Below are 20072 nucleotides of genomic sequence, written 5' to 3' on the forward strand. Positions count from 1 at the left end.
CATCGTTTCAACCTTTCAGTTCTTTTGCATTTCCCACCCGAGCAAACAGATAGAGCGGGTCCGGTAAAACGGAACCCGCCCAGAAAGGCTTAAAGGTCATAAAAGGCATCGCGAAATAAAGACCTGCAAAACCGGGTAACAAGTTTTTACTGCATCCCGGGTTTTCAAGGCTTTGTTTTGTCACATTTGAAACCGGGGGTTACGCCCAGAAGTACCGCACAATGTGGAAGAAGACCGGGGCCGAGAAGACGAGACTGTCTGCACGGTCGAGCATGCCACCATGCCCTTCAATCATATGTCCCCAGTCTTTGACCCCGCGATCACGTTTGATGGCAGATGCCACAAGCCCGCCGAAAAAGCCCATGACGCAAGCGGTCGCGGCCAGCGCACCAGCTTGCAATGGCGAAAACGGTGTGAGCCAGGCAAGTCCAGCCCCCAGAAGAGATGCGCTCGCGACTCCTCCGACAAAGCCTTCCCAGGTTTTGGATGGGGAAATATTGGGCGCAATGCGATGCTTGCCGAACAATTTTCCGAAAACATATTGCAGCACGTCGCTGCCCTGTACGGTTGCCACCAGAAATGCGATCAGCAGCAGCTTCTTGCCCTCATAGCTCGGAATATCCAGCGTCATCAATGCAGGCACATGGCTGATGCAATAGACCGAAAGCATGATGCCCCATTGCTGCTCGCTGATGCGTTCGAGAAAGCGCGACGTATCGCCGGAAAGGGCCGTCAGCACAGGCATGGCGAGGAAGCAATAGACCGGAATGAAGATGGAATAGAGACCGTACCAGTCGATCCAGATCAGATAATATTGCACCGGAATGACCAGCAGGAACATGCCAAGCAGCACCCGATGGTCAGCGCGACGGGTTTGTGTCAGCGTCGCATATTCGCGCAATGACGCAAATGAAATGAGCGCAAACAGCACGATCACGCCGCCTTTTCCGAAGAGAAAGGCGATACACATAGCGCCGACCATGATCCACCATGCCTTGATGCGGGCATTGAGGTTGACCAGCGTGGATGAAAGCGGTTTTGGCGCACGCCATGACAACACACCGGCAACGGCACTGGCTGTGACCAGAACGCCCATGAGGCCAAGGAAGAGTTGGGTCGTTTCGCTCATGGGTGATTACCATTCTGAGGCTGAATATCGAGAAGGCTCTGGCGCGCGCGTGTGAGAAATTCCTTGCGGTCCTCGCCCTCATGGAGCTGAACTGGCGCACCGAAAATCACACGACAAAGAAGTGGCACGGGCAGCATCGCGCCCTTTGGCAACACGCGTGACATATTTTCAATCCAGCAGGGCACCAGTTCAACATCCGGTCTCGCCAGCGCAAGATTGTAAATGCCGGAGCGGAAACGCAGCAGCGCCTCATCGGTCATGTTGCGTGTGCCTTCGGGAAAGATGATGAGCGAATGACCATCGGCCAGCGCTTTCAGCATCACTTCCATCGGATCTTGTGTGCGTTCCACCCAGTTGCGTTCCACAAGCACGGTGCGCAACAGCACTTCAGCCATGAACTGGCGCACGGCATTGCCCCGCCAGTAATCAGCACCGGCGACGGCGCGGGTGCGCGCACGTTCTTCCTGATTAAGACAGGACGAAAGCAGAATGAAATCACCATGGCTGGTGTGGTTGGCAAAATAGATGCGCTGATTGCGCGAGGGTCCGGTGCCGCTCCAGATGGGCCGCACGCCGGTAATTCCGCGTGACAGGATCGCCAGAAACGAGCCGAAAATCGATTGCACCTGATGGCGGATCAGCTCCCGCATATCAAAGCCCCTGACCATGTGGCACGAAGGCCAGAAGAATGAACAGCACAATGGCTAGTGCCAGAAAAAACCGCAAACGACCGATGATGCGCCGGGAGCCGGCAATCCGTTCGACGAGCGGGCGGGTGGGGCCGATTGCTTTACGCAGGCCCATTTTTTCGAGCGTCCTGTCGAGTTCGATCAGCCCCGCCTCTTCAATGGGACTTGCGGCAACCAGCCGAAAAAGTGCTGCATCGAAAAGCAGGTGAGCGGCAATTCCGAGAGTGACCAAACCACTCGCAAGAAGGATCGGCCAGACCAGCCAGAAGGTGAGGTCATGCACGACGCGCAAAAACGGAGCGGCAGCCAATATCAATACGGCCACCGCAATGGCGAGATAGGCATTTCGCTGCAAACTTGCTGCGATGCTTGATGCCTGCGCGCTCATTCATGCACCTCACTTGTGTGCAGATGCACCGGCCAGCCTTTTGCGCGGATCAGCGCTTCGGCTTCGCGTTGATTGTTCACACGTCCCGTTTTGACAAGCCAGTGGGCTGCAACCGTGGCGCTGCGTTGAAAGCCCAACGCGCAACAGATAAGCACCGGGCCGTGGTGGCGTGCGACTTCGACCGCATCTGATGCAAGCTGTAGCTTTTCTGCGGGAGGCTTGATGAGATCAATCGTGCCGTAGCTTTTCCAGTCGATAGAGTGCGCGGGTGGCACCATTTCGGATGCAAGATCAATGACGGTCGAGAAAAACTGCAGTTCTCTAGCCTTTGGGAAACGCCCCAAGAAAACATTGTCGCCAAGTTCGACATGGGCTGGGAGCTTGCGCGTCCAGAAGCGGATATTCATCCGGGCAAAGAAGCGGTAAGGCCAGAGCAACAGACGGCTGGCAAGACTGACCGAGCCATCGGTGTCTTTCTCGAAAATGTTCGGACCTGCACCGAAATAACCGAGTGCCACGATTGCAAGCGCGGTTGCGGGCCAGAACCAGAAAATCGCGTAGCCGGTGATGCTCAGACCATGGACACCCAGCGCAAGAAAAACTGTTGCCCCCGCAAGATAATAAAGACCGATCCGCCGCGATTTCAGGTCGGATGTGATGTGAAACTCTGCCAAAGGCGATGGCGTGTTGCGTGGGAAAAGCCATAGCGCGAACAGCCCGAGCAAAGCCCCTGCCGGAATATCAACCGCATGATGCTGATAGGTGGTTAGCACCGACAATCCGATCTGCAGACACCAGACATGCCAGACCACCCGCATTACATCGCCCATCACGCGACGCATCTGATCCCAGATAATGATCAAAAGGCCGATATGCAGCGAAGGCGCCTGATTGAATGGTTTGTCGAACCCGCCCAGCACATCGAACATGAAACCCGGCAGGCCGGAGGTCGCAGGTTTGACGAATGTGGCTGTCAGCGGAAAGGCTACAAAGCATAGGACAGCGATAATCTGCGCGGTGAGATAACGCTTAGCCAGCCTGTCTACCTGTTCCGGGCTGTCATTGACGAAAAGTGCTATCGCGTAAAACAGATTGACAGACCAATAGGGAATGATGCTCCACGCGATAAAGGGAACATGGCCTTCCCAGTTGAAAGCGAGGTTCGGCACGTCATCATGGAGAGATGCAAGCCAGTTGGCCGTGCCATAGGTCAGATAGAAAAACGGTCCAAGAAACAGAAGCCAAGCGATTGCGCGGCGGATCACAGCCCGCCGTGGTAAACCACTATGGTCTGCCGGTCTTGTTATCACGCTGCGTCGTCTCCGATGCGTTCGGCGATCGAGACAGTGAAAATGCCCCACTGATCAATGCGTTGTTCGATTTTGCGATAGCCAGCCTTTTCAACAAGCTGATCCATTTCGCCCTGTGTGCGGCGGCGCATGACCCATGCCTGTCCGCCGCGATGTGACGTGAGCGCACGCGCGATCATTTCAAGCTGCGGATGCCATGGCTGGTTGGTGTAAATGAGCAGTGAGCCCGGCTGCTGCACACGAGCGAGGCCCGAAAGCGACCGGTTAATGAGCGCATTGTCCGGGAAAAGCTCATAAAGTCCGGACACAATCGCAAGGTCTGGTTGCGGCGTGATGCTTGCAAGGCTTTCCTCGTCAAAGGCATCGCCTTCTTCCATATGAGCGATTGCTTCAAGGCCACGATCTTTGATGAGCTTGCGTCCAGCCAGCACATTGATCGGCGAGTAATCACGAAGATGAATGCTGTTTGGCAATTCGCCCGCCCGCACCACCGCATCAATCACATAACGGCCATGCCCACAGGCAATATCGACGATATTGGTTGATCGACCTTCGTTCTCAAGTCGCCTGATGGCGTGTCTGATCAGCTCCTCAAGATGCACTTTGCGCTGGCGAATGCCGCGCCAGCCGATGGCTTCCAGAAACTGCTTGTCGATGAGTTTGCCACCGGGACCCAAGCCCCGCGCTTCATTCTCATAGACATAATCGAGCGTGGAGCCTGAATCAAACCCGGTACGACGACCAACTTTCAGACCTTCCGACAAAAACGAGCCAAAGCCGATAGAGGCGCGCGTGGACGCCCAATAAAGACCGCGCGGTGAAAGCAGCGGTAGCGGACTTGATAGTCTGTCAGCCTCGTCGCGCGTGTGGCCAGCAATATGCGCTTCCGTCAGATCGGTGCGTTGCGGTGCCTCTGCAAAACGGGCCTCGATGAAATCATGGATCAGAGCGAGTGCCGGTTTGCGATCCCTTTCACCCAGCGTGTCATGGTAAAAACCTTTGAGCACATGGCGCTCTTTAATGCGGCTGCCGAGGTTCTCAAAAAAGCGATGCTGTGGAGTTGGCCGTACGACAAAATCGCTGCCGGAAATGAGTAGTTGTGTCGGAACGGTAATCGCCCGCGCATCATCCACCACGCGCTTTGCCGCCTCATAAAGCTGAAGCAGAATATGCGAGGCGATCGGCCGTGTAATCAGCGGATCAGTGCGATAGGATTCAATGCGCTCCCGATCATGGGTCAAAAACTGCGGTTTGACGTAGGAATTGACGAAGAACGTGCCTTTGAGTTTCTGCCAGAGCGCGATGCCCTCTTTGGCGAAAGGCACATAAAGCTTAATGTCGAAGGCTGGCGACGCCATGACCAGCGCACGGATATTGGGCGCATAGTCATGCACCCATGCAGACGCAAGAACAGCGCCAACGCTCTGCGCAATAAGCGCCACGTCTTCGTTTCTTATGCCAGTTTCATGGCGGATATGGGCGACGAAACTATCGAGATCGCGGATCGAAGCGCCGAAGGATGGCGAGAAGCCACGCACGCCCGGAGAGTTTCCATGGCCGCGCGCATCCCAGGCATAGAATGCATAATCATCAAGGCCGAGCTCATCCACGAGATGGCTCACACGTCCGCTGTGCTCATGGCCGCGATGCAGCAGAACGATAACGCCTTTCGGTTTTTTAGAAAGGGCAGGCCAGAAACGATAGAACAGCGAAGTGCCGTCATGGGTGACGAAATGGGATTCTTGCGCTGCACGATGTGACGCCGTTTCATGCCCCGGTAATTTCGTAGGCTGGTTCATTCCCACTCCTCTCAGCAAGCCCTTCAACTTATTCTCCCCAATTACTATTGAGTAGAATAGAATGTTTGAATAAACGAGCTAAGGCCGGTCGCAAATAGCTGATTTTTACATAATCGTCATTTCCAAAAGTTTCCCGAAAGTTTCTTATGTCTGTTTATCAACTTAAGTTCCGTTTCCAGAACGTGTTGAGACCTCTTGTCGTACAGCTTGCTGCAAAAGGTGTGACGGCCAATCAGGTCACGATTGCAGCCGCACTGGGCTCGATCGCTCTTGGTGCCTTTCTTGGCCTGAACGGGAATCCGATCTGGTTTGCGCTTGTGCCAGTCTGGCTGTTTCTTCGCATGGCGCTCAATGCGGTTGATGGTATGCTGGCGCGCGAACACGGTCAAAAATCCGTGCTGGGTGCCTATCTCAACGAGATCGGCGATGTGATTTCCGACGCAGCGCTCTATGCGCCTTTTGCGATCATCGCGCCGTTTTCGGCGCTCTGGATCTTCGCGATTATCTTCATTGCCACGCTGACTGAGTTTGTCGGCGTCACGGCAGCCTCGCTCGGATCAAGCCGCCGTTATGACGGTCCAATGGGCAAGAGCGACCGCGCTGTGGTTTTCGGCGTACTTGGCGCGTGGATCGCCATCGATGGGGCCTTGCCACAATGGATGTTTTGGGTGCAGCCAGTCTTTTGTCTGCTGTTGATACTCACTGTCGTAAAGCGAATACGTAATGCTCTTCTTGAATCGCGATAGAGTGCTAGGCAAATAGCAGCTTACGTTTTTTACTCGAGCATCTTGGATTTAAAGTTCAATTGGAAAGGTGACAACGATCTTCAGTCCTGGACGGTTATCGATTTCTTCCATTTCTCCGCCAAGTCCGAGAATGATTGCATTGAGTAATTTGCTGCCAAATCCCTCTCGTGTTCTTGTTTTGCCCGTTCCACTATCAGCAACAATTAAGCGAGCTTGGTTGAAATGCTGATCAAGCGAAACAGCGGTTGGCCCCGGTGCGCCGTCATAGGCATACTTATTTGCATTTGTGACAAGTTCAGAATAGACCAAGCCAATGTTAATTGCGCGGTCGGCGTTGATGAGCACATGCGCGAGTTTGCTGGTATGTCGGCTTCGCCATTCCTCGCCCATTGATTGGAAAAGTTCATTCGATAGTTCATCCAAATAACGCGCCAGATCGACAGAGCCAACATAACTGTCAGAATACAGGCGACGATGAACAAGTGCTACTGCTGCAATACGACTGCGTGCGTCAGTAAGGTATTGAATAATCTGTAAGTCATCAATCTCTCGCATTTGCATGCCGAGAAATGTTGAAACAAGCTGCAAGCTGTTTTGAACACGATGGTTGATTTCCTTCATGAGAAAATCTTTTTGCTCCAGCAGCTTTTGTTGCTGGTCCAAAGTGCGCTGAAGTTCGCGGTTTAGTTTGTCAATCCGACGACGCTGATATGCTTCAAGTATCACACGGCTTATGCGATGCATCGCATCGATCTTGTTGAAATTCCAGTAACGCGATTTGCCACGTACTTTTTCTGTCCACGCGTCGAATGAAGCGCGCGGTGTCAAAGGCGACGATGCTGAAGCGGATGTGTCTTTGTGTGGATTGCCCGCCCATTCAACTGTTTGTACCTTTTCCGCACGCGACCAAATGACAAAAAGGTCCTCTTCTAAATAGAGCTTGAGCACCGATATGCCGCTGGCAATCTGAACGATTTGTTCAGGCAGGTTTTTCTGAAGGCCGAATTCATGGGAGTAAAAAAGGCCATCTTTGAATTTGTCTTCTATCAGTTCGAGGATATGGGTAAGGTCGCTTATATTCGGGGCCTTGCCAGACTGAGCTATAAGCTTACCGTCAGAAACAATCGAAAAGCCGTCGGCAATCATCATTCTACGCAAATTATCGGCGTTCTGCGCAAGGCATTCCCCGATCGGTGCATTGATAAGGAGGGCGTCTACAAGACGATCTTCGTGAGAGCGCAGGCGCAATCGCTCACGTGCATTTTCCGCCTCATCTTTCGCCTTCATTTGGCGTGCCAGACTCGCGGCAAGTGCCCGCGCTGCTGTTCGCGTCGCGAATGGCATGACGAGTGGCGTTGCATTGTGGCAGGCGATTAACCCCCATAATAGACCGTCTTTGATGATCGATATGGATGCACTGGCGCCTACATTCATATTCTGCAAATACTGCAAATGGATTGGCGAAACACTGCGCAGAACGACATCGCTAAGATCAAGCGGCTGTTCGGGTTCTTGGCCAATCCAACGCAAAGGCGCAGGCGTGTAATGCGAATTTGGTATAACGCGAACACGATTGTGTAAATAAAGTGCGCGTGCCTGTTTTGGAATATCGCTCGCAGGAAAATGATGATTAATGAACGGCTTGTATTTTTCGTTTCCATCTTCTGCGGTGACAACACCTGACCCATCTTCAAGGAATTGATAAATCATCACGCGATCGAATCCGGTCAACTGTCGAAAAGTAACGACGGCCTTAGCAAATAATGTGCGCAAGTCCGGCGTTTCCTCGAATTGCTGCGCGATGTTTTCGAGGTTTGCGAGCGATTGTTCGGCAGTTACCAGTGATTGAAGGGCGGGTTCTACTTCGACCAACAAATATTGATCTGAAATATGGCCGAGCAAATCGAAGGTTATGCTATCTACGACCAGCTTTCCTAGAATGATTTCATCTTTTTTCGGTGCGGCTAAAGCCAAAGAGAGCGCGTTGAATTTCAATACCTCGTTAATATTGCCGTGCAACCATGTTTGACCAAAAATCGACTCTAGATCACCTGCGCCGCCCATAATCCGACCACTTGCTAACTCTACAATTAAGAGCATACCGTGCGGCTGAATTGATCCGGGGATATGAATTGGTTCGCGATCACAGGCAGTTTGGTCAATTTCGCTGTGGGGCAACATCATTGAAGACCTTTTGATAGTTGTACTCAAAGGCACCGAATGCTGCGATGGCTGCAAATGTGCAGCGCTCTTCATCATCGTCATCAAAAGGCGTTATCTCGATTAAATTAAGTGTTTGCTGCCATGAACGCAAATTTAAGATTTGACGGTTGATATGTCGGGCACCAAAGTCCTTTGTGAAACCCATTTTCGATACAAGAGTCATCCGTTCGGGAACGCGTATAGCCGACGCTTCCAGCGCATAAAGTGTTCCGATAATTGTTGGTAAGTCGACCGGTTCTGTCGCGCGTTTAAACTTCAATGTTTCTGGCGGGGAACATTCACTGACGTCACTAATATCATTTGTGAGGTCAGGTTCAATCCGTCGCTCACTCCATTGAGGCAACAATGCCTCAATATGGCTCGCTTCGAGCATGGATTCTAGCAGTAAACGGCTTGCCAGGGTCGCTTGCAAATAGTTTTTGTATGAAGACTCCGATCCAAACATCGAGAGGTCGCTGCATAGCGTATCGACGCGTTTATGATGAGGGTCGGTAGCAGACTTCAGCCGCCAGTATCGTCCTGACATTATTTTATGAAACATTTAGAAAAAATCACTCCGCCTCAAGTCCGAAGCCGCGTATGCTTGTGTGTGGGTACACGTCTCCGAGCGCCTAAACGCGTGAAGCTGAGGTTTGTTCCGAATTATTTAATCGTAAGCTGAAATAATGGTTTGCATCAAAATGGGAGAGTTTCTGAAGCGCTAAGAGCTTTTTGTTATTTGTAATCTTAGCTTTGAATTCGAATGGTGGGTGTAGTAGGCATTGAACCTGTACCCCCTACAATGTAAATGTTTCCGTCTAGCGCTTCCTAAAATTCCCAGACATTTCTTTTAAGTTTATTTAATGCACATTATCAATGGCTTGCAGTGACATTGTTTTTTTAGTTTTCTTGGCTCTTTCATTGTTTTCTAATTCGTGGTGGCACTACAGTGACACTACAATGGCACGAACGATTAGTGAGTGGGTCACGGAATGCCAAAACTCGCCAAAGAAATTCTCGACAATGCCGATTTGCGCGACAAACCATATTTCATTTGGCGCAGTGACTTGCAGGGCTTTGGCGTGAGAGTTTTCCCGACCAACAAAAGGCCATTCGATGTTGATTACTACAATCAAGTCGGCCAGCGTAAGCGCATGTCTATCGGTAGCTTTGGAAAGCTCACGGTTGATGATGCTCATCCGCTATACAGCGGATTTGGCAGCGAGCGCCTTGCAAGCCGCCTCCTCGTACGACATCGCATAGGCCGTTCTGTTGGGAACTGAAATAAACTGACTACGTTATCGCTGCATCAATAATGGGAGCGGTACAATGGAGCAGTTTCAATCAGCCCTTCATCAAGCTTTAAGTGCTGACAATTTCAATGTTTGGCCGCACATTATTACCTTGGCAGCAGCTTATATATTAGCTCTGCCTATCGGGTGGCACCGTGAAGTCGAAGAACGTAGTGCAGGACTGAGAACTTTCCCCCTGGTTGCCGTTGCTAGCTGCGGCTTCGTTAAGGCGACAGAAGGATTGACCGCAGATAACCCCGAAGCGTTAGCCCGTATTATCGAAGGCGTCATCACCGGCATGGGCTTTATTGGTGGTGGTGCTATTCTTCGCCTGAGTTCGTCTGTTAAAGGAACGGCTACAGCTGCGAGCCTTTGGGCTACAGGTGCAATCGGAATAGCCTGCGCACTTAACGCCTTCGACGTAGCAATCATCATTATGGTATTCGCATTGATAACGCTTGCGCTATTCTCTCATGGTAAAGACAACATCAAAACACTGGCCAAGCCTGTCAATGAACACAAGTCAGACAACGCAGACCCAGTGGGATAGATTGATTAAATTTCTTAAGTATTGAGGTCAGTTGATGTGTGATCGAACAACCTAATCGCAAGCGCCAGCCTTTTCAGCACCGTATTTTGCTTGAGATTTAGTGTATTTATCGCCGGCGTCAGAAGACAGTTGCTCAAACAAACCTTTACAAGAAAACCCCATCATATCGAGATAATTCTCGCCTGCTTTTGCAGCTTGTTCATTCCAGTCCACTCTTAAGCTATTAACAGCAATCTCAGCATCGTTTCGATCATAGCCTTCACCCGCATCTGATGAAAGCTGATCAATTAAACCTTCTTTTGAAAAAGGCATCATGTTCAGATAATCATCAGCTGATCGAGCAGCATTCCTCTGAGAATTAGTCAATTCCTGCGCATTAGCAATCTGACTTATACACGCAAGCATCAATGCGCAAAATGTTCCAATGAACCGTTTAAAATTCATTCTGCCCCTCACTTTAATGGGAAGAACTAGAATGCGGGAAAGGAGTTATGTCAAGCAACCTTTGGCTTGGCCGAATACTGCTTCCGTTTACGCTGGTTTCTCAAGTCCGACATATCAGCATAGATCAGCTTTTCACCAAACCTTGGAAGTGCAGCCTTGCGGTCTTTTACAGCCCATCTATCAGTTGTAAACGTGTTGTAATTTCTTGACGCGCTGGCCTCCATATTATCCCGAATATCACCGATTTCGGGGGTAAGTCGCAAGGTGCAGTTTTTTGCCTTTTCGTTAGGCTGCACACGATTGCTGGCAAGTTTTCCTCAAATTTCAGCAATTGCCATGTCTGCAGAAACTTTTCCGTAGTTTCGATGCACGCCGTCCAACATTGCGCACCACTTTGAAAACGAAATTCGCAGCCAGCGCAACTCCCCAGAAGCATTGACCGAGGATACTTTCAAAGCTTTGGCCTGAGACATTGCGTAAGCCCAAAGACAGCGCCGGTTCTTCTCACGAATGACGGGCCGTATATGGTGCTATCTGAGAAGCCCAGATCAGCCCCAACGCTGGCGAATGAGTGGTGAAGCACATGCGGGGTCACATCATCAAAACCAGCGGCCTTGAAGGTATCGCAATAGAACCGCTTGATACCGGCATAGGCGCAATCTTCGAGCCGATACGATGGAGAGACGAACTTTTGGTTGGAAGTCCTTGACAGGCTCTTGAGAAGGGCTACAGTAGGGGGGTGGCGATCGGTCGAACAGATTTGCTAGTCTTGCTGTCTTCCAGCGTCCGGAGAGTGTTTGTAAGATCAACCTCGGACCATTTCAGATTTTCAATCTCACCGATCCGTCACCCTGTAGACGCTGCCAGCTTAAGAGCCGCCACGCCTTGCAATGCCTTTTCCTCGGCTTCACGCAATGCTTTGCCAAAGGCTCTATGTTCTTCTGGCCGCAAGGGCCGCTCCCTTTTGACTATGACGGGCTTCCTGCTGAGCAACGGAACAATGTGAGCAAGAATACGAGCGGCCCTCGGGACGCGTCTTATTTGTCATTAATGCGGAAGTATCGCATTAATTTGGGTAATCATATCATTTAGCTGGATGCGTAGTTCAGCATCTTCTTCTTCTCGTTCATGGTCAGATTGTCCGGAACGCGCATGGAGTTTAGCCTTAATTTCTTCTATCTTGGCTTTGATGTGTTCAATTTCATCTTTGACGATATGCGACATTGTGTTTGCCTAAATTAGAGTGGAGATGATTGGATGTTATTAGCTCTGCGACGTTTTTTTGTTTATTATTTATTAATTATAATAAAACGCTACTCTGTTAAAAGTCCCTATTGAGTTAGGTGTGTCTTATTTACTACAGACTTTTGAACAGGATGCCTTATTTTAATTTCTAGAGTTTTTTAAACGGCTTGGAGAGATTTAGATGAAAATCAAAGCGATCTTGTTTGCTTCGGCAGCTATTTTTGCAGGCATCTCGGCAGCAAACGCAGCTGACGCCATTGTTTATGAAGAGCCAGCTCCAGTAGTTGTTGCGCCATCGTTCACATGGAACGGTGCATATCTTGGTGGCCAGATTGGCTACGGCTGGGGCAAGTCAACGTTTAGCGATGCCGATGGAGAAGGCGGTCGCCTCAAGCCAGATGGCTTCCTCGGTGGTCTATATGCAGGTTACAACTTTGACCTCGGCAACAGCGTTGTACTTGGTATTGACGGTGACGTAACCTACAATAACCTCAAGAAGCGTTTCTCAGAAACAGATATTGACGGTGATTTCGCTAGCTTAGAAAGCAAATTGCGTTGGTCGGGTGCTGTACGTGCACGTGCAGGTTACGCAGTTGACCGCTTCCTGCCTTACATCGCTGGTGGTGTAGCTTTCGGTCAGGTCAAGAACTCTGCAACCTCAATCGTTGACGGCTTTGAAGACAATTTCTCTTCCAGCAAGACCCACACCGGCTGGACAGCAGGTGCTGGTGTTGATTACGCTGCAACCGACAACGTAATCCTTCGTCTCGAATATCGTTATACCGATTACGGTCACAAGAACTTTGACGTTGACGGTGTAGACACCCGCAACAAGTTTAAGACCAATGAAGTCCGTCTCGGCGTTGCATACAAATTCTAATAACTGTTGACCTCCAGTTTAACTAAACCGCTCGGAGAAATCTGGGCGGTTTTTATTTGTAGGTTAGAGCCGAAGCATAACGGGTGGGCGAAAAGAATGAAAATTCTCGTCCAAATTACACCCCTTTTATGGGCCAATACGGTGCGCCACACATATAAAATTAAAAGCGCTTGAAACATACCCTTGGCGTTATATCTACACTGCTAGAAGCAAATGAGGTGGTGATATGAAGTTGAAACATTGGGGTGTTATAACTGCATTGGCTGGTCTTGCGATCTTGACCGCTTGCAAAACCACACGGCACGATTTGGCTTTGGCTCCAGTTCAAAATTTTGATTCAGATCGATATTTAGGGAAGTGGTATGAACTCGGTCGTATTGAAAACCGCTTTGAAAAAGGAATGAACCAAACCACGGCCCAATACTCGCTAAACGAGGACGGTTCGATAAAAGTCGTTAATGCTGGTTACGATCCGGCAAAAGGCAAATTCAGAAGCTCCACTGGCAAGGCAAAGTTTGCTGAGGCATCAAACGTTGGTGCGTTGAAAGTTTCCTTCTTTGGCCCGTTTTACGGCGCTTATAATATCGTGGCTCTTGACCGTAATTATCAATGGTCGATTGTTGCGGGGGATAATCCTAAGAAATATTTTTGGGTACTGTCTCGTCAGCCAAAGTTGACGAGCGCACTAAAATCTGAGGCTGTGAAAGTTGCTAAGGCACTTGGTGTTGATCCATCGACCATTATTTGGGTGGAGCAGTGATCTTCGATTTCACTAGTTAGCATTCAAATGTCCACCTGATTGCCGGGAGGTGCAAATCCTCCCAAAGTTTTTGATCTAAGGAAGCATCCTTTTCAAGATATTATCCTTTTTGTAAAACTGATGCCAAAGTGCGGCAAGAGAATGTATTGCCACAACGATAAGAATGAGATTTGCGAGGAAACCGTGAATTTCTTTCACTGTTCCTGACAAATCTCTGTTTGGAGTTATGAATTGAGGAATGGAGAATATTCCAAAGAAAGAAAGCTCGTTACCTCTGAGCTGGGCAAGCCAAATGCCGAGTACAGGGATCAAGACCAGAAGAGTATAAAGCAAGTGATGTGCAAATTTTGCTGCTTTCTTTTCAAGTGGTGACATCGTATCGGGCATTACTGGCGTGCTAGAGAAAACTCTAACAATTATTCGCCAGATTACGAACGCCAACAACAGTAGCCCGATTGAAATATGCAGCCACCACACATTGCTGCGCTCAGTAGACCCCCGAGGAAAAAAGTCTTCCCCGAACGTTACGAGATAGGCAAAAATTACTAGTAAGAAAACTGACCAGTGAAGAAACTTTTGGATAGGTGTGTAAGAGGAGCGGGGCATTAGACTTCTCCAGTTTAGAACAGTTTTAGTTTTTTCCTAAATTACGGCAATCTTTTGTCTTCTTTTTCTTGAAGGTGTATTGGTTCGGAAGACTTAGTAAAAGTCTCTTCAAAAATACCAGCAGCATTCGCCCTTAGCCTAACGGTAGGGCAACGCACTTTGAATGCGTGTGTCTTGGTTCGATCCCAGGAGGGCGACGCAGTTTATCCGTATAGTGGTAGGCCGCTGTGTATGCAGATGGTGCTTAAAACGTGCTAAAAACGGCTAAAGCACCTGACGTTGCCCCCAAGTTTTATCCAGTTTTGAGTTCGCTCCAGCGGTTTATGAGGTGCACCCCGAATTTGTACCACGGAGAGCTGGAATTTTCCGGGTTTAAGGCTCAAAGCGGCGGGGATGCCGTTGAGCCATTCATAAGCGAAATCGGCACCTTATTGCCTATGGCGCTATGTGGCCGGAATTTGTTATAGTCTCTACACCGATCCTCCATCTTAATGCGGGCGTCGTCAAGGCTCATGAACCAATGGGCGTTCAGGCACTCGGCTCTGAACTTGCCATTGATGGGGAAGACGGTCCCGCTCCAACCCGGATCGTCGTATGATGAATAGCCAACTCAAACAGGAGCCATTGATATGATTGCCAGCACAATCGGCCTTGATCTGGCCAAGCATAACTTTCACGTCCATGCGGTGGATGCCGCGGGTTGAGTGATTAAAAACGCTGCGCTCCGGCGAAGCGAGATGATCAAGTTCTTTCAGAGTGCTAAGCCATGCCTTGTTGGCATGGAAGCTTGCGCTACCGCACACTACTGGGCCCGCGAACTGACGAAGCTTGGTCACGAAGTTAAATTGATCCCGCCTTCGTACATTGAGCCGTTTGTACGGCGCGGCGCTAAGAAGGATGCTGCGGACGCTGCAGCCATCTGCGAAGCCGTCCGACGACCTGATATGCGTTTCGTTCCGATCAAATCGGAAGCCAACCAGGGCTTCCTGATGTTACATCGAGCTCGAGGTCTGCTGGTGAGACAACGGACCATGGCAGTATGTGCGATCCGCGCTCACCTTGCTGAGTTTGGAATCATCTTCGGTCAAGGTCGACAACGCATCGAGACCATAATGCCTTCGATAGAGGAAGTCGCAGCGTCGTTACCAGAACATGCCCGGTTCGCATTTGAACAGTCTTATGTGAACGGTCGGCGAGTTGAACACGCAGATAGAGGGAATTGAGACGAAGCTAGCGGAAGTGGGCCGATCAGATCCAGTCTGTAATCTGCTATCTTCGATCCCAGGTGTCGGCCCAATCACGTCTACGGCTATCGCTGCGACCGTTCCGAACGCGAGAATGTTTCGCTCTGGTCGAGAGTTTGCCGCCTGGCTGGGCTTGACCCCGCGTCAAAACTCCAGCGGTGGCACAACTCGATTAGGAGGCATAACGAAGCAAGGAGATGCGTACCTGCGTCATCTGCTTGTGATCGGTGCCAGGAACATCGTTCGGTATCCAAAAGCGCGAGCGAAGGTCGGCTGAGCTTGGATCGACGCTTTGCTGCAACGACGGCGTCCTATGATTGTGGCCGTCGCGGTGGCCAACAAGCTTGCCCGGATCATCTGGGCGATGATGACGAATGGAGAAATGTTCAGAGAGGCACACGTTAAGGCCGCATAAGGCCGCAACCCAATCCAGTTGGTGTAAGGTGCAGAAGCAGCAGATGGTCATCCAGCGGAGCTGAGGATCGAGCAAACCCGGAGAGCTTTAGGCGCCATTCAAGCGCGACCCGTTGATGAGGCCTCGATCCGCGTACTCCATCAGGGCCAGCGACCATTGTATCGGTCGCAGTTAAAGGCCGAATACATGAACGCACCCGAATGATGACCTGAACTTGCAGAAAGCCTCTTGCGCCCGCGGGGGCCGTCTATACATGAAGCTTTCGATGTAGCTGTTATCTGTCGGCTTGCCGGGTCGGGAGAAGTCGAGCCCCCTTATGGTAAGCCCATAAATCCAGGTCACGAGAGATAAATTCGCCGCCATTATCCACACGAATAACCGCAGGATAACCAACCTGACAACATATCCGTTCCAGGGTCTGCACCACATCCTCACCACGATAACTAAAGCGGGCATCAACTGCTGGCGAGAAGCGTGAGAATGTACCAACCACCGTCAGGATGCGGATATTCCGTCCTGTCGCCAATTGATCATGGACAAAATCCATTGCCCAGACATGGTTGGAATGCGTCGCATCTGTGCGATCAGCGCGAAGCTTCGCCTTCACACGCCGTTTGGGAACCTTGTTCCGCAGCTGAAGTCCCATCTCCTTGTAAAGACGATAGATTCGCTTCGGATTAACGGGCCAGCCGTCACGCTTGAGAAGCACATGCACGCGCCGATACCCATAACGAACCCGTATCTGACAGATGTCCTTGATCCTGAGCTTCAGTTCAGCCTGCTCGCCGCGCTTTGACTTGTAGACATAAAGTGACCGGTCAATCTTGAGCACCGAACAGGCGCGTCTTACCGAGACTTTCCGATCCGACTTAATAGTGTCGACAAGCGCTCGCCTGCGTGCAGGCTTCAGAGCTTTTTTGCCAAAACATCCTGAAGCATGGCCTTGTCCAGAGACAGATCAGCAACGATCCGCTTCAGCTTGGCATTTTCCTCCTCGAGTTGCCGCAACCGCTTCATCTCGGATGGCATCAGGCCCGCATATTTCTTGTGCCAGTTATAAAACGTGGCGTCTGAAATACCTGCCTTCCGACAAACCTCACCAATCGGCGTGCCATCCTCTGCTTGCTTCAAAACGAATGCTATCTGCGCCTCTGAAAACGTCGATGCCTTCATGGAACTCTCCTTCTCCCGGATAAGGGATCATAAGTGGAAAATTCCAGTTCTGAATGGCCTAATTTAACGGGAGCACGTCAATTGTTGACGCTCCGGGTCGCCCGACTTTTGGTCGGCCGGGTGAGCAATGGGTGTTTGATTTTTTGTCTTCGATATTCGGGGCATACAATGGAGATACCGGGCAGCGATTAATCAATGAGTTCTTTCTTTGTCTAAGCAAGAAGAACGGCAAATCGACCATTGCAGCCGGTATCATGCTAAGAGCCTGTTCCAAAAAGGATTGAGCGATTTCAGTAGGTTATGATTCAATCGGATAGCTTACATTCGATGGAGATCATGATGGCCTGGACTGCAACCGCTCGGCAACAATATGGACGACGCAACGCACGTTATGCAAGCGATTTAACGGATGCGGAATGGACTGTCATCGAACGGATGATGCCTGCACCGAGCCGTCTCGGACGCCCTCGCAAGACGGATTTGCGAGAGGTGGTAAATGCGTTGCTTTATATTGCTTCATCAGGTGGCGCATGGCGGCTTTTGCCCACGGACTTCCCACCATTTTCCACGGTGCAAAAGTATTTCCATCGATGGCGAGATGAAGGGATGCTGCGCACGATCAACAACGCGCTCGTGATGACAGCACGCGAGTTGACCGGAAAGCAGCCCAGCCCTACCGCTGGCGTGATCGATAGCCAGTCAGTAAAAACCACGGAAAGTGGCGGAATACGGGGCTTTGACGCGGGAAAAAAGATCAACGGTCGCAAGCGTCATATTGTGGTTGATACCCTCGGCTTGATGGTTGGTCTGGTGATCCATTCTGCGGGCATTCAAGACAGAGATAGTGCACCTGATGTCTTGAAAACCATCCTCAAACGCTGGCCGTGGTTACGGCATATCTTTGCTGATGGTGGATACGCGGGACCCAAGCTCAAAGACAGGTTGGAAAAGGTCGGAAAATTTACGCTGGAAATCGTCAAACGATCCGATCACGCTGAGGGCTTCAAACTCTTACCACGCCGATGGGTGGTCGAGCGGACGTTTGCATGGCTGGGACGTTGCCGTAGATTGGCCAAAGATTTCGAAAAAACCGTCGCGTCTGCTGAAGCCCGGGTCTACATCGCAAACATCCGCCTGCTCACCCGGCGCATCGCAAGAGCCTGATATCGTTACATTCATTATGATTCAGGCTCTAACGGCGTTGATACTGAATTGGCTTGAGCTGAATGATCTGATCATCGTGGCTCCGACAATCACGGCGGCGAATAATAGCTTTAAACCCGCTGCTGAGATGATCCGAGCTGAGCCAACATTGAGCGCAGATGATGATGGGTTACAATATGGCGATCTGCAATGGTACGGCGCTAACAGTGATCAACTTACCGTCACAATTGATCAGGACGGGTGGGTTGCTTTACCGAATGCTCGTTATCCTCCTCCTGTTGAACTCTTCCCGCCACAACAATTTGCAGAGGGGGAAGCCTATGCCGATTAATCACGCACTCATGACATGAAAAAGTCGATCGCAATAGCCGCTTTGATTGATGGCTATAGTGTTGCCATTCAACAGATGATCGACGTCAAGGCCAGTGGACGCCAATACGACAGCGGCCCGACCTTGGCGAGTTACGTCAACTCGACAATCCCAGAATGGGTAACCGAAGCGCAAGCCTTCGTCGCATGGCGTGGTGCTGTTTGGCTCTAAGATTGGCTGAACTTCCCACGTTCGAGTGGCCGCTATGAATTATTTTGCACGGCGTGACAATTTCAGAGAAACGTCAGATAGAGCCGTTCGTTACTTTCGCGAGCAGCGTTCAGTGCGTTCATACAGCGGCTATTAATGCCTGCTCAAGATGTAATTCAAGGCTACCGAGGACGAAGAGCGGGCAATGATGGTATCGTTGGAAACAAAACCAAACGATAAACCACGCCACCCTCGAGGTGAATGACGAACTTTGAGAGGGTCATCATAAAAACATCGCCAAAAACCCCGCCAAGGCAAACAGAAATGCGAATACTGTTAAGCTGATGTTGAAGTAGACGACCATGGTTGCCTCAAGAGACATTGCACGATTGCAATGCACATCAATTGCTAATCCGATTGAGGCGGATTTATGGTTATACCTCGCCGTCGCGCATCGATCATCTTACAAAAATAGGAAAACACAATTGACAGAACCGTGCCAGCTGGCGCGACGCTTTTGTTTGACTTCATCGCACAGACCGAAGTTGGAAGCACAGGCTGCGTGTTGTATGACGTGATCTACGGTCACAATCAGTGGAAGCTATCGAAGCAGATCACCAGCATGACACTTGGCGAATTGATTGACGCGCAGGCCTCATTCACTAATCGCTTCAAATCGTCGGCGTCTGGCCGTTATCAGTTTATGCGAGCAACTTTGCAGGATCGTCTTGGTTATCACCTGCTTATACATCGCGGATACAATGAGCTTATCGCAGGCAAGATCAGCCGCACTGAGCTCGGCAAGCGCCTCGCGCAGGAATGGGCATTGTTCCCGGTGCTGGCCGCGACCAAGGGCGCACACCGCGATCCGACACGCGGTTAGAGCTATTACACTTGCGATCCGCTGAACAAAGCACTTGTCACTCCTGCCAAGATTGAAGCTGTCCTGAATAAGGTCAAGACTGCCGAAACTGCGCAGCCCGCTGCTGAGGTTATCGTGGAGCAGGTGCCGGTTGTTGCTGATCCTGGTGAACTCGGCACCAAGCCATCGCACAGTAAGACAGTATGGACGTGGGCAGGGGCTGCAATCATGTCGGCAGTCAGCGGCGTTGGTTCATTTCTTGGCGGGCTGGATTGGCGTGTGCAGCTTGTTTTCAGTGCGGCGATCATCGGCTTTGCAATCTACGGCATTAAGCGACGTCGCGATTTGTTCAAAGCCGTTAAAGAGCTACAGGCCGATTTGTCATGATCTGGGCGCTAATCCCGAACTGGTTGAAGATGACCGCCGCCGCTGTTCTGGCGGCATTTTTGTGTCTGACTGCTGGATATGTGGCTGGAACGATCAAAGAGCGTCAGCGGTCAGCATTGGCCGCAGCAGAAGCAACCGCAAAGGCAATCCAAAAGAGGGCCGAAATAGATGAGGAAGTTATCAATATGGATGCTGTTGCTTTGCGCGAGCAATGCGAGCAACTGAGCTGGTTGGAAGCAAATCAGCCTTAAGCCTGATACAGCGCTT

General features: G+C 50.6%; 23 protein-coding genes, 1 tRNA gene and 3 pseudogenes. 13 read left to right on the forward strand and 14 right to left on the reverse strand.

Annotated elements, in window-relative coordinates; translation table 11 throughout:
* Positions 1-7 precede the first annotated feature (7 nt).
* The 6 genes from U2P60_RS02625 to U2P60_RS02650 are packed head-to-tail and all read right to left on the reverse strand — an operon-like array spanning position 8 to position 5315.
* Positions 8-184 (reverse strand): hypothetical protein, encoded by a 177-nt coding sequence (locus tag U2P60_RS02625; RefSeq protein ID WP_413571119.1) that lies wholly within the window; start codon positions 182-184, stop codon positions 8-10.
* 15 nt (positions 185-199) lie between these two features.
* Entirely contained in the window at positions 200-1129 is a 930-nt protein-coding gene (locus U2P60_RS02630) for a phosphatidate cytidylyltransferase (protein ID WP_413571121.1), read from the reverse strand.
* Complete coding sequence (locus tag U2P60_RS02635; protein ID WP_007877239.1) at positions 1126-1779, reverse strand: lysophospholipid acyltransferase family protein; 654 nt, start codon at positions 1777-1779, stop codon at positions 1126-1128. The genes U2P60_RS02630 and U2P60_RS02635 overlap by 4 nt, the downstream gene beginning before the upstream one ends.
* A gap of 1 nt (position 1780) precedes the next feature.
* Entirely contained in the window at positions 1781-2206 is a 426-nt protein-coding gene (locus U2P60_RS02640) for a hypothetical protein (RefSeq protein ID WP_413571122.1), read from the reverse strand.
* Complete coding sequence (locus tag U2P60_RS02645; RefSeq protein WP_413571123.1) at positions 2203-3516, reverse strand: phosphatase PAP2/dual specificity phosphatase family protein; 1314 nt, start codon at positions 3514-3516, stop codon at positions 2203-2205. Before U2P60_RS02645 ends, U2P60_RS02640 begins: the two co-directional genes overlap by 4 nt.
* Positions 3513-5315, reverse strand: coding sequence for a bifunctional alpha/beta hydrolase/class I SAM-dependent methyltransferase (locus tag U2P60_RS02650; RefSeq protein WP_413571124.1), 1803 nt, complete (start codon positions 5313-5315; stop codon positions 3513-3515). The genes U2P60_RS02645 and U2P60_RS02650 overlap by 4 nt, the downstream gene beginning before the upstream one ends.
* A 146-nt stretch (positions 5316-5461) precedes the next feature.
* Between U2P60_RS02650 and U2P60_RS02655 the strand changes: the two genes are divergently transcribed.
* The gene (locus U2P60_RS02655; RefSeq protein WP_413571125.1) at positions 5462-6061 is read left to right on the forward strand and encodes a CDP-alcohol phosphatidyltransferase family protein; all 600 of its coding nucleotides are present in this window, start codon (positions 5462-5464) and stop codon (positions 6059-6061) included.
* A 48-nt stretch (positions 6062-6109) separates the two neighbouring features.
* Here U2P60_RS02655 and U2P60_RS02660 read toward each other — a convergent pair whose 3' ends face one another.
* Together U2P60_RS02660 and U2P60_RS02665 are read right to left on the reverse strand one after the other, a co-directional pair.
* The gene (locus tag U2P60_RS02660; protein WP_413571126.1) at positions 6110-8326 is read right to left on the reverse strand and encodes a histidine kinase dimerization/phosphoacceptor domain -containing protein; all 2217 of its coding nucleotides are present in this window, start codon (positions 8324-8326) and stop codon (positions 6110-6112) included.
* A complete protein-coding gene (locus U2P60_RS02665; RefSeq protein WP_313829107.1) occupies positions 8220-8825 on the reverse strand; it encodes a biliverdin-producing heme oxygenase in 606 nt (201 codons plus the stop codon). The genes U2P60_RS02660 and U2P60_RS02665 overlap by 107 nt, the downstream gene beginning before the upstream one ends.
* Positions 8826-9255: 430 nt before the next feature.
* Here U2P60_RS02665 and U2P60_RS02670 point away from each other — a divergent pair, with 430 nt between their 5' ends.
* Together U2P60_RS02670 and U2P60_RS02675 are read left to right on the forward strand one after the other, a co-directional pair.
* Positions 9256-9546, forward strand: coding sequence for an Arm DNA-binding domain-containing protein (locus tag U2P60_RS02670; RefSeq protein WP_413571127.1), 291 nt, complete (start codon positions 9256-9258; stop codon positions 9544-9546).
* Positions 9547-9592: 46 nt separating this feature from the next.
* Positions 9593-10105, forward strand: a complete 513-nt coding sequence (locus U2P60_RS02675) for an MgtC/SapB family protein (RefSeq protein WP_413571128.1) — start codon at positions 9593-9595, stop codon at positions 10103-10105.
* 51 nt (positions 10106-10156) lie between these two features.
* On the opposite strand, the gene U2P60_RS02680 is transcribed toward U2P60_RS02675, so the two are convergent.
* The 3 genes from U2P60_RS02680 to U2P60_RS02690 form a co-directional block, all read right to left on the reverse strand.
* Entirely contained in the window at positions 10157-10549 is a 393-nt protein-coding gene (locus U2P60_RS02680; protein WP_413571129.1) for an Ltp family lipoprotein, read from the reverse strand.
* Positions 10550-10866: 317 nt separating this feature from the next.
* Positions 10867-11022, reverse strand: coding sequence for a hypothetical protein (locus tag U2P60_RS02685; protein WP_413571130.1), 156 nt, complete (start codon positions 11020-11022; stop codon positions 10867-10869).
* 574 nt (positions 11023-11596) lie between these two features.
* Positions 11597-11773 (reverse strand): hypothetical protein, encoded by a 177-nt coding sequence (locus U2P60_RS02690; RefSeq protein ID WP_413571131.1) that lies wholly within the window; start codon positions 11771-11773, stop codon positions 11597-11599.
* 202 nt (positions 11774-11975) lie between these two features.
* Here U2P60_RS02690 and U2P60_RS02695 point away from each other — a divergent pair, with 202 nt between their 5' ends.
* Both U2P60_RS02695 and U2P60_RS02700 read left to right on the forward strand, forming a co-directional pair.
* Positions 11976-12674, forward strand: coding sequence for an outer membrane protein (locus U2P60_RS02695; RefSeq protein WP_413571132.1), 699 nt, complete (start codon positions 11976-11978; stop codon positions 12672-12674).
* A 226-nt stretch (positions 12675-12900) separates the two neighbouring features.
* Complete coding sequence (locus U2P60_RS02700; RefSeq protein WP_413571133.1) at positions 12901-13434, forward strand: lipocalin family protein; 534 nt, start codon at positions 12901-12903, stop codon at positions 13432-13434.
* A 75-nt stretch (positions 13435-13509) separates the two neighbouring features.
* Here U2P60_RS02700 and U2P60_RS02705 read toward each other — a convergent pair whose 3' ends face one another.
* Complete coding sequence (locus U2P60_RS02705; RefSeq protein ID WP_413571135.1) at positions 13510-14040, reverse strand: cytochrome b; 531 nt, start codon at positions 14038-14040, stop codon at positions 13510-13512.
* Positions 14041-14167: 127 nt separating this feature from the next.
* Here U2P60_RS02705 and U2P60_RS02710 point away from each other — a divergent pair.
* Positions 14168-14238, forward strand: a tRNA-Gln gene (locus U2P60_RS02710).
* A gap of 181 nt (positions 14239-14419) precedes the next feature.
* On the opposite strand, the pseudogene U2P60_RS02715 reads toward U2P60_RS02710, so the two are convergent.
* Positions 14420-14596 (reverse strand): annotated as a pseudogene (locus U2P60_RS02715) (integrase core domain-containing protein); the annotation flags it as partial.
* 148 nt (positions 14597-14744) lie between these two features.
* Here U2P60_RS02715 and U2P60_RS02720 point away from each other — a divergent pair.
* Positions 14745-15699: pseudogene (locus U2P60_RS02720) on the forward strand (IS110 family transposase).
* Between the two features lie 255 nt (positions 15700-15954).
* Here U2P60_RS02720 and U2P60_RS02725 read toward each other — a convergent pair.
* Positions 15955-16872 (reverse strand): annotated as a pseudogene (locus U2P60_RS02725) (IS3 family transposase); the annotation flags it as partial.
* A 339-nt stretch (positions 16873-17211) separates the two neighbouring features.
* On the opposite strand from U2P60_RS02725, the gene U2P60_RS02730 reads away from it, so the two are divergent.
* From U2P60_RS02730 to U2P60_RS02755, 6 genes are all read left to right on the forward strand, one after another.
* Entirely contained in the window at positions 17212-18036 is an 825-nt protein-coding gene (locus U2P60_RS02730) for an IS5 family transposase (protein ID WP_413571977.1), read from the forward strand.
* 16 nt (positions 18037-18052) lie between these two features.
* Positions 18053-18367 (forward strand): hypothetical protein, encoded by a 315-nt coding sequence (locus U2P60_RS02735; RefSeq protein WP_413571136.1) that lies wholly within the window; start codon positions 18053-18055, stop codon positions 18365-18367.
* A 15-nt stretch (positions 18368-18382) separates the two neighbouring features.
* On the forward strand, positions 18383-18577 hold the full coding sequence (locus tag U2P60_RS02740) for a hypothetical protein (protein ID WP_413571137.1): 195 nt from the start codon (positions 18383-18385) through the stop codon (positions 18575-18577).
* A 475-nt stretch (positions 18578-19052) separates the two neighbouring features.
* The gene (locus U2P60_RS02745; protein WP_413571138.1) at positions 19053-19439 is read left to right on the forward strand and encodes a hypothetical protein; all 387 of its coding nucleotides are present in this window, start codon (positions 19053-19055) and stop codon (positions 19437-19439) included.
* Positions 19440-19553: 114 nt separating this feature from the next.
* Entirely contained in the window at positions 19554-19805 is a 252-nt protein-coding gene (locus U2P60_RS02750; RefSeq protein WP_413571139.1) for a hypothetical protein, read from the forward strand.
* The gene (locus U2P60_RS02755; RefSeq protein ID WP_413572024.1) at positions 19802-20056 is read left to right on the forward strand and encodes a hypothetical protein; all 255 of its coding nucleotides are present in this window, start codon (positions 19802-19804) and stop codon (positions 20054-20056) included. The genes U2P60_RS02750 and U2P60_RS02755 overlap by 4 nt, the downstream gene beginning before the upstream one ends.
* The last annotated feature ends 16 nt before the right edge of the window (positions 20057-20072 follow it).

The sequence above is a fragment of the Brucella sp. H1_1004 genome (assembly GCF_047308065.1).
Lineage (GTDB): Bacteria > Pseudomonadota > Alphaproteobacteria > Rhizobiales > Rhizobiaceae > Brucella > Brucella pseudogrignonensis_B.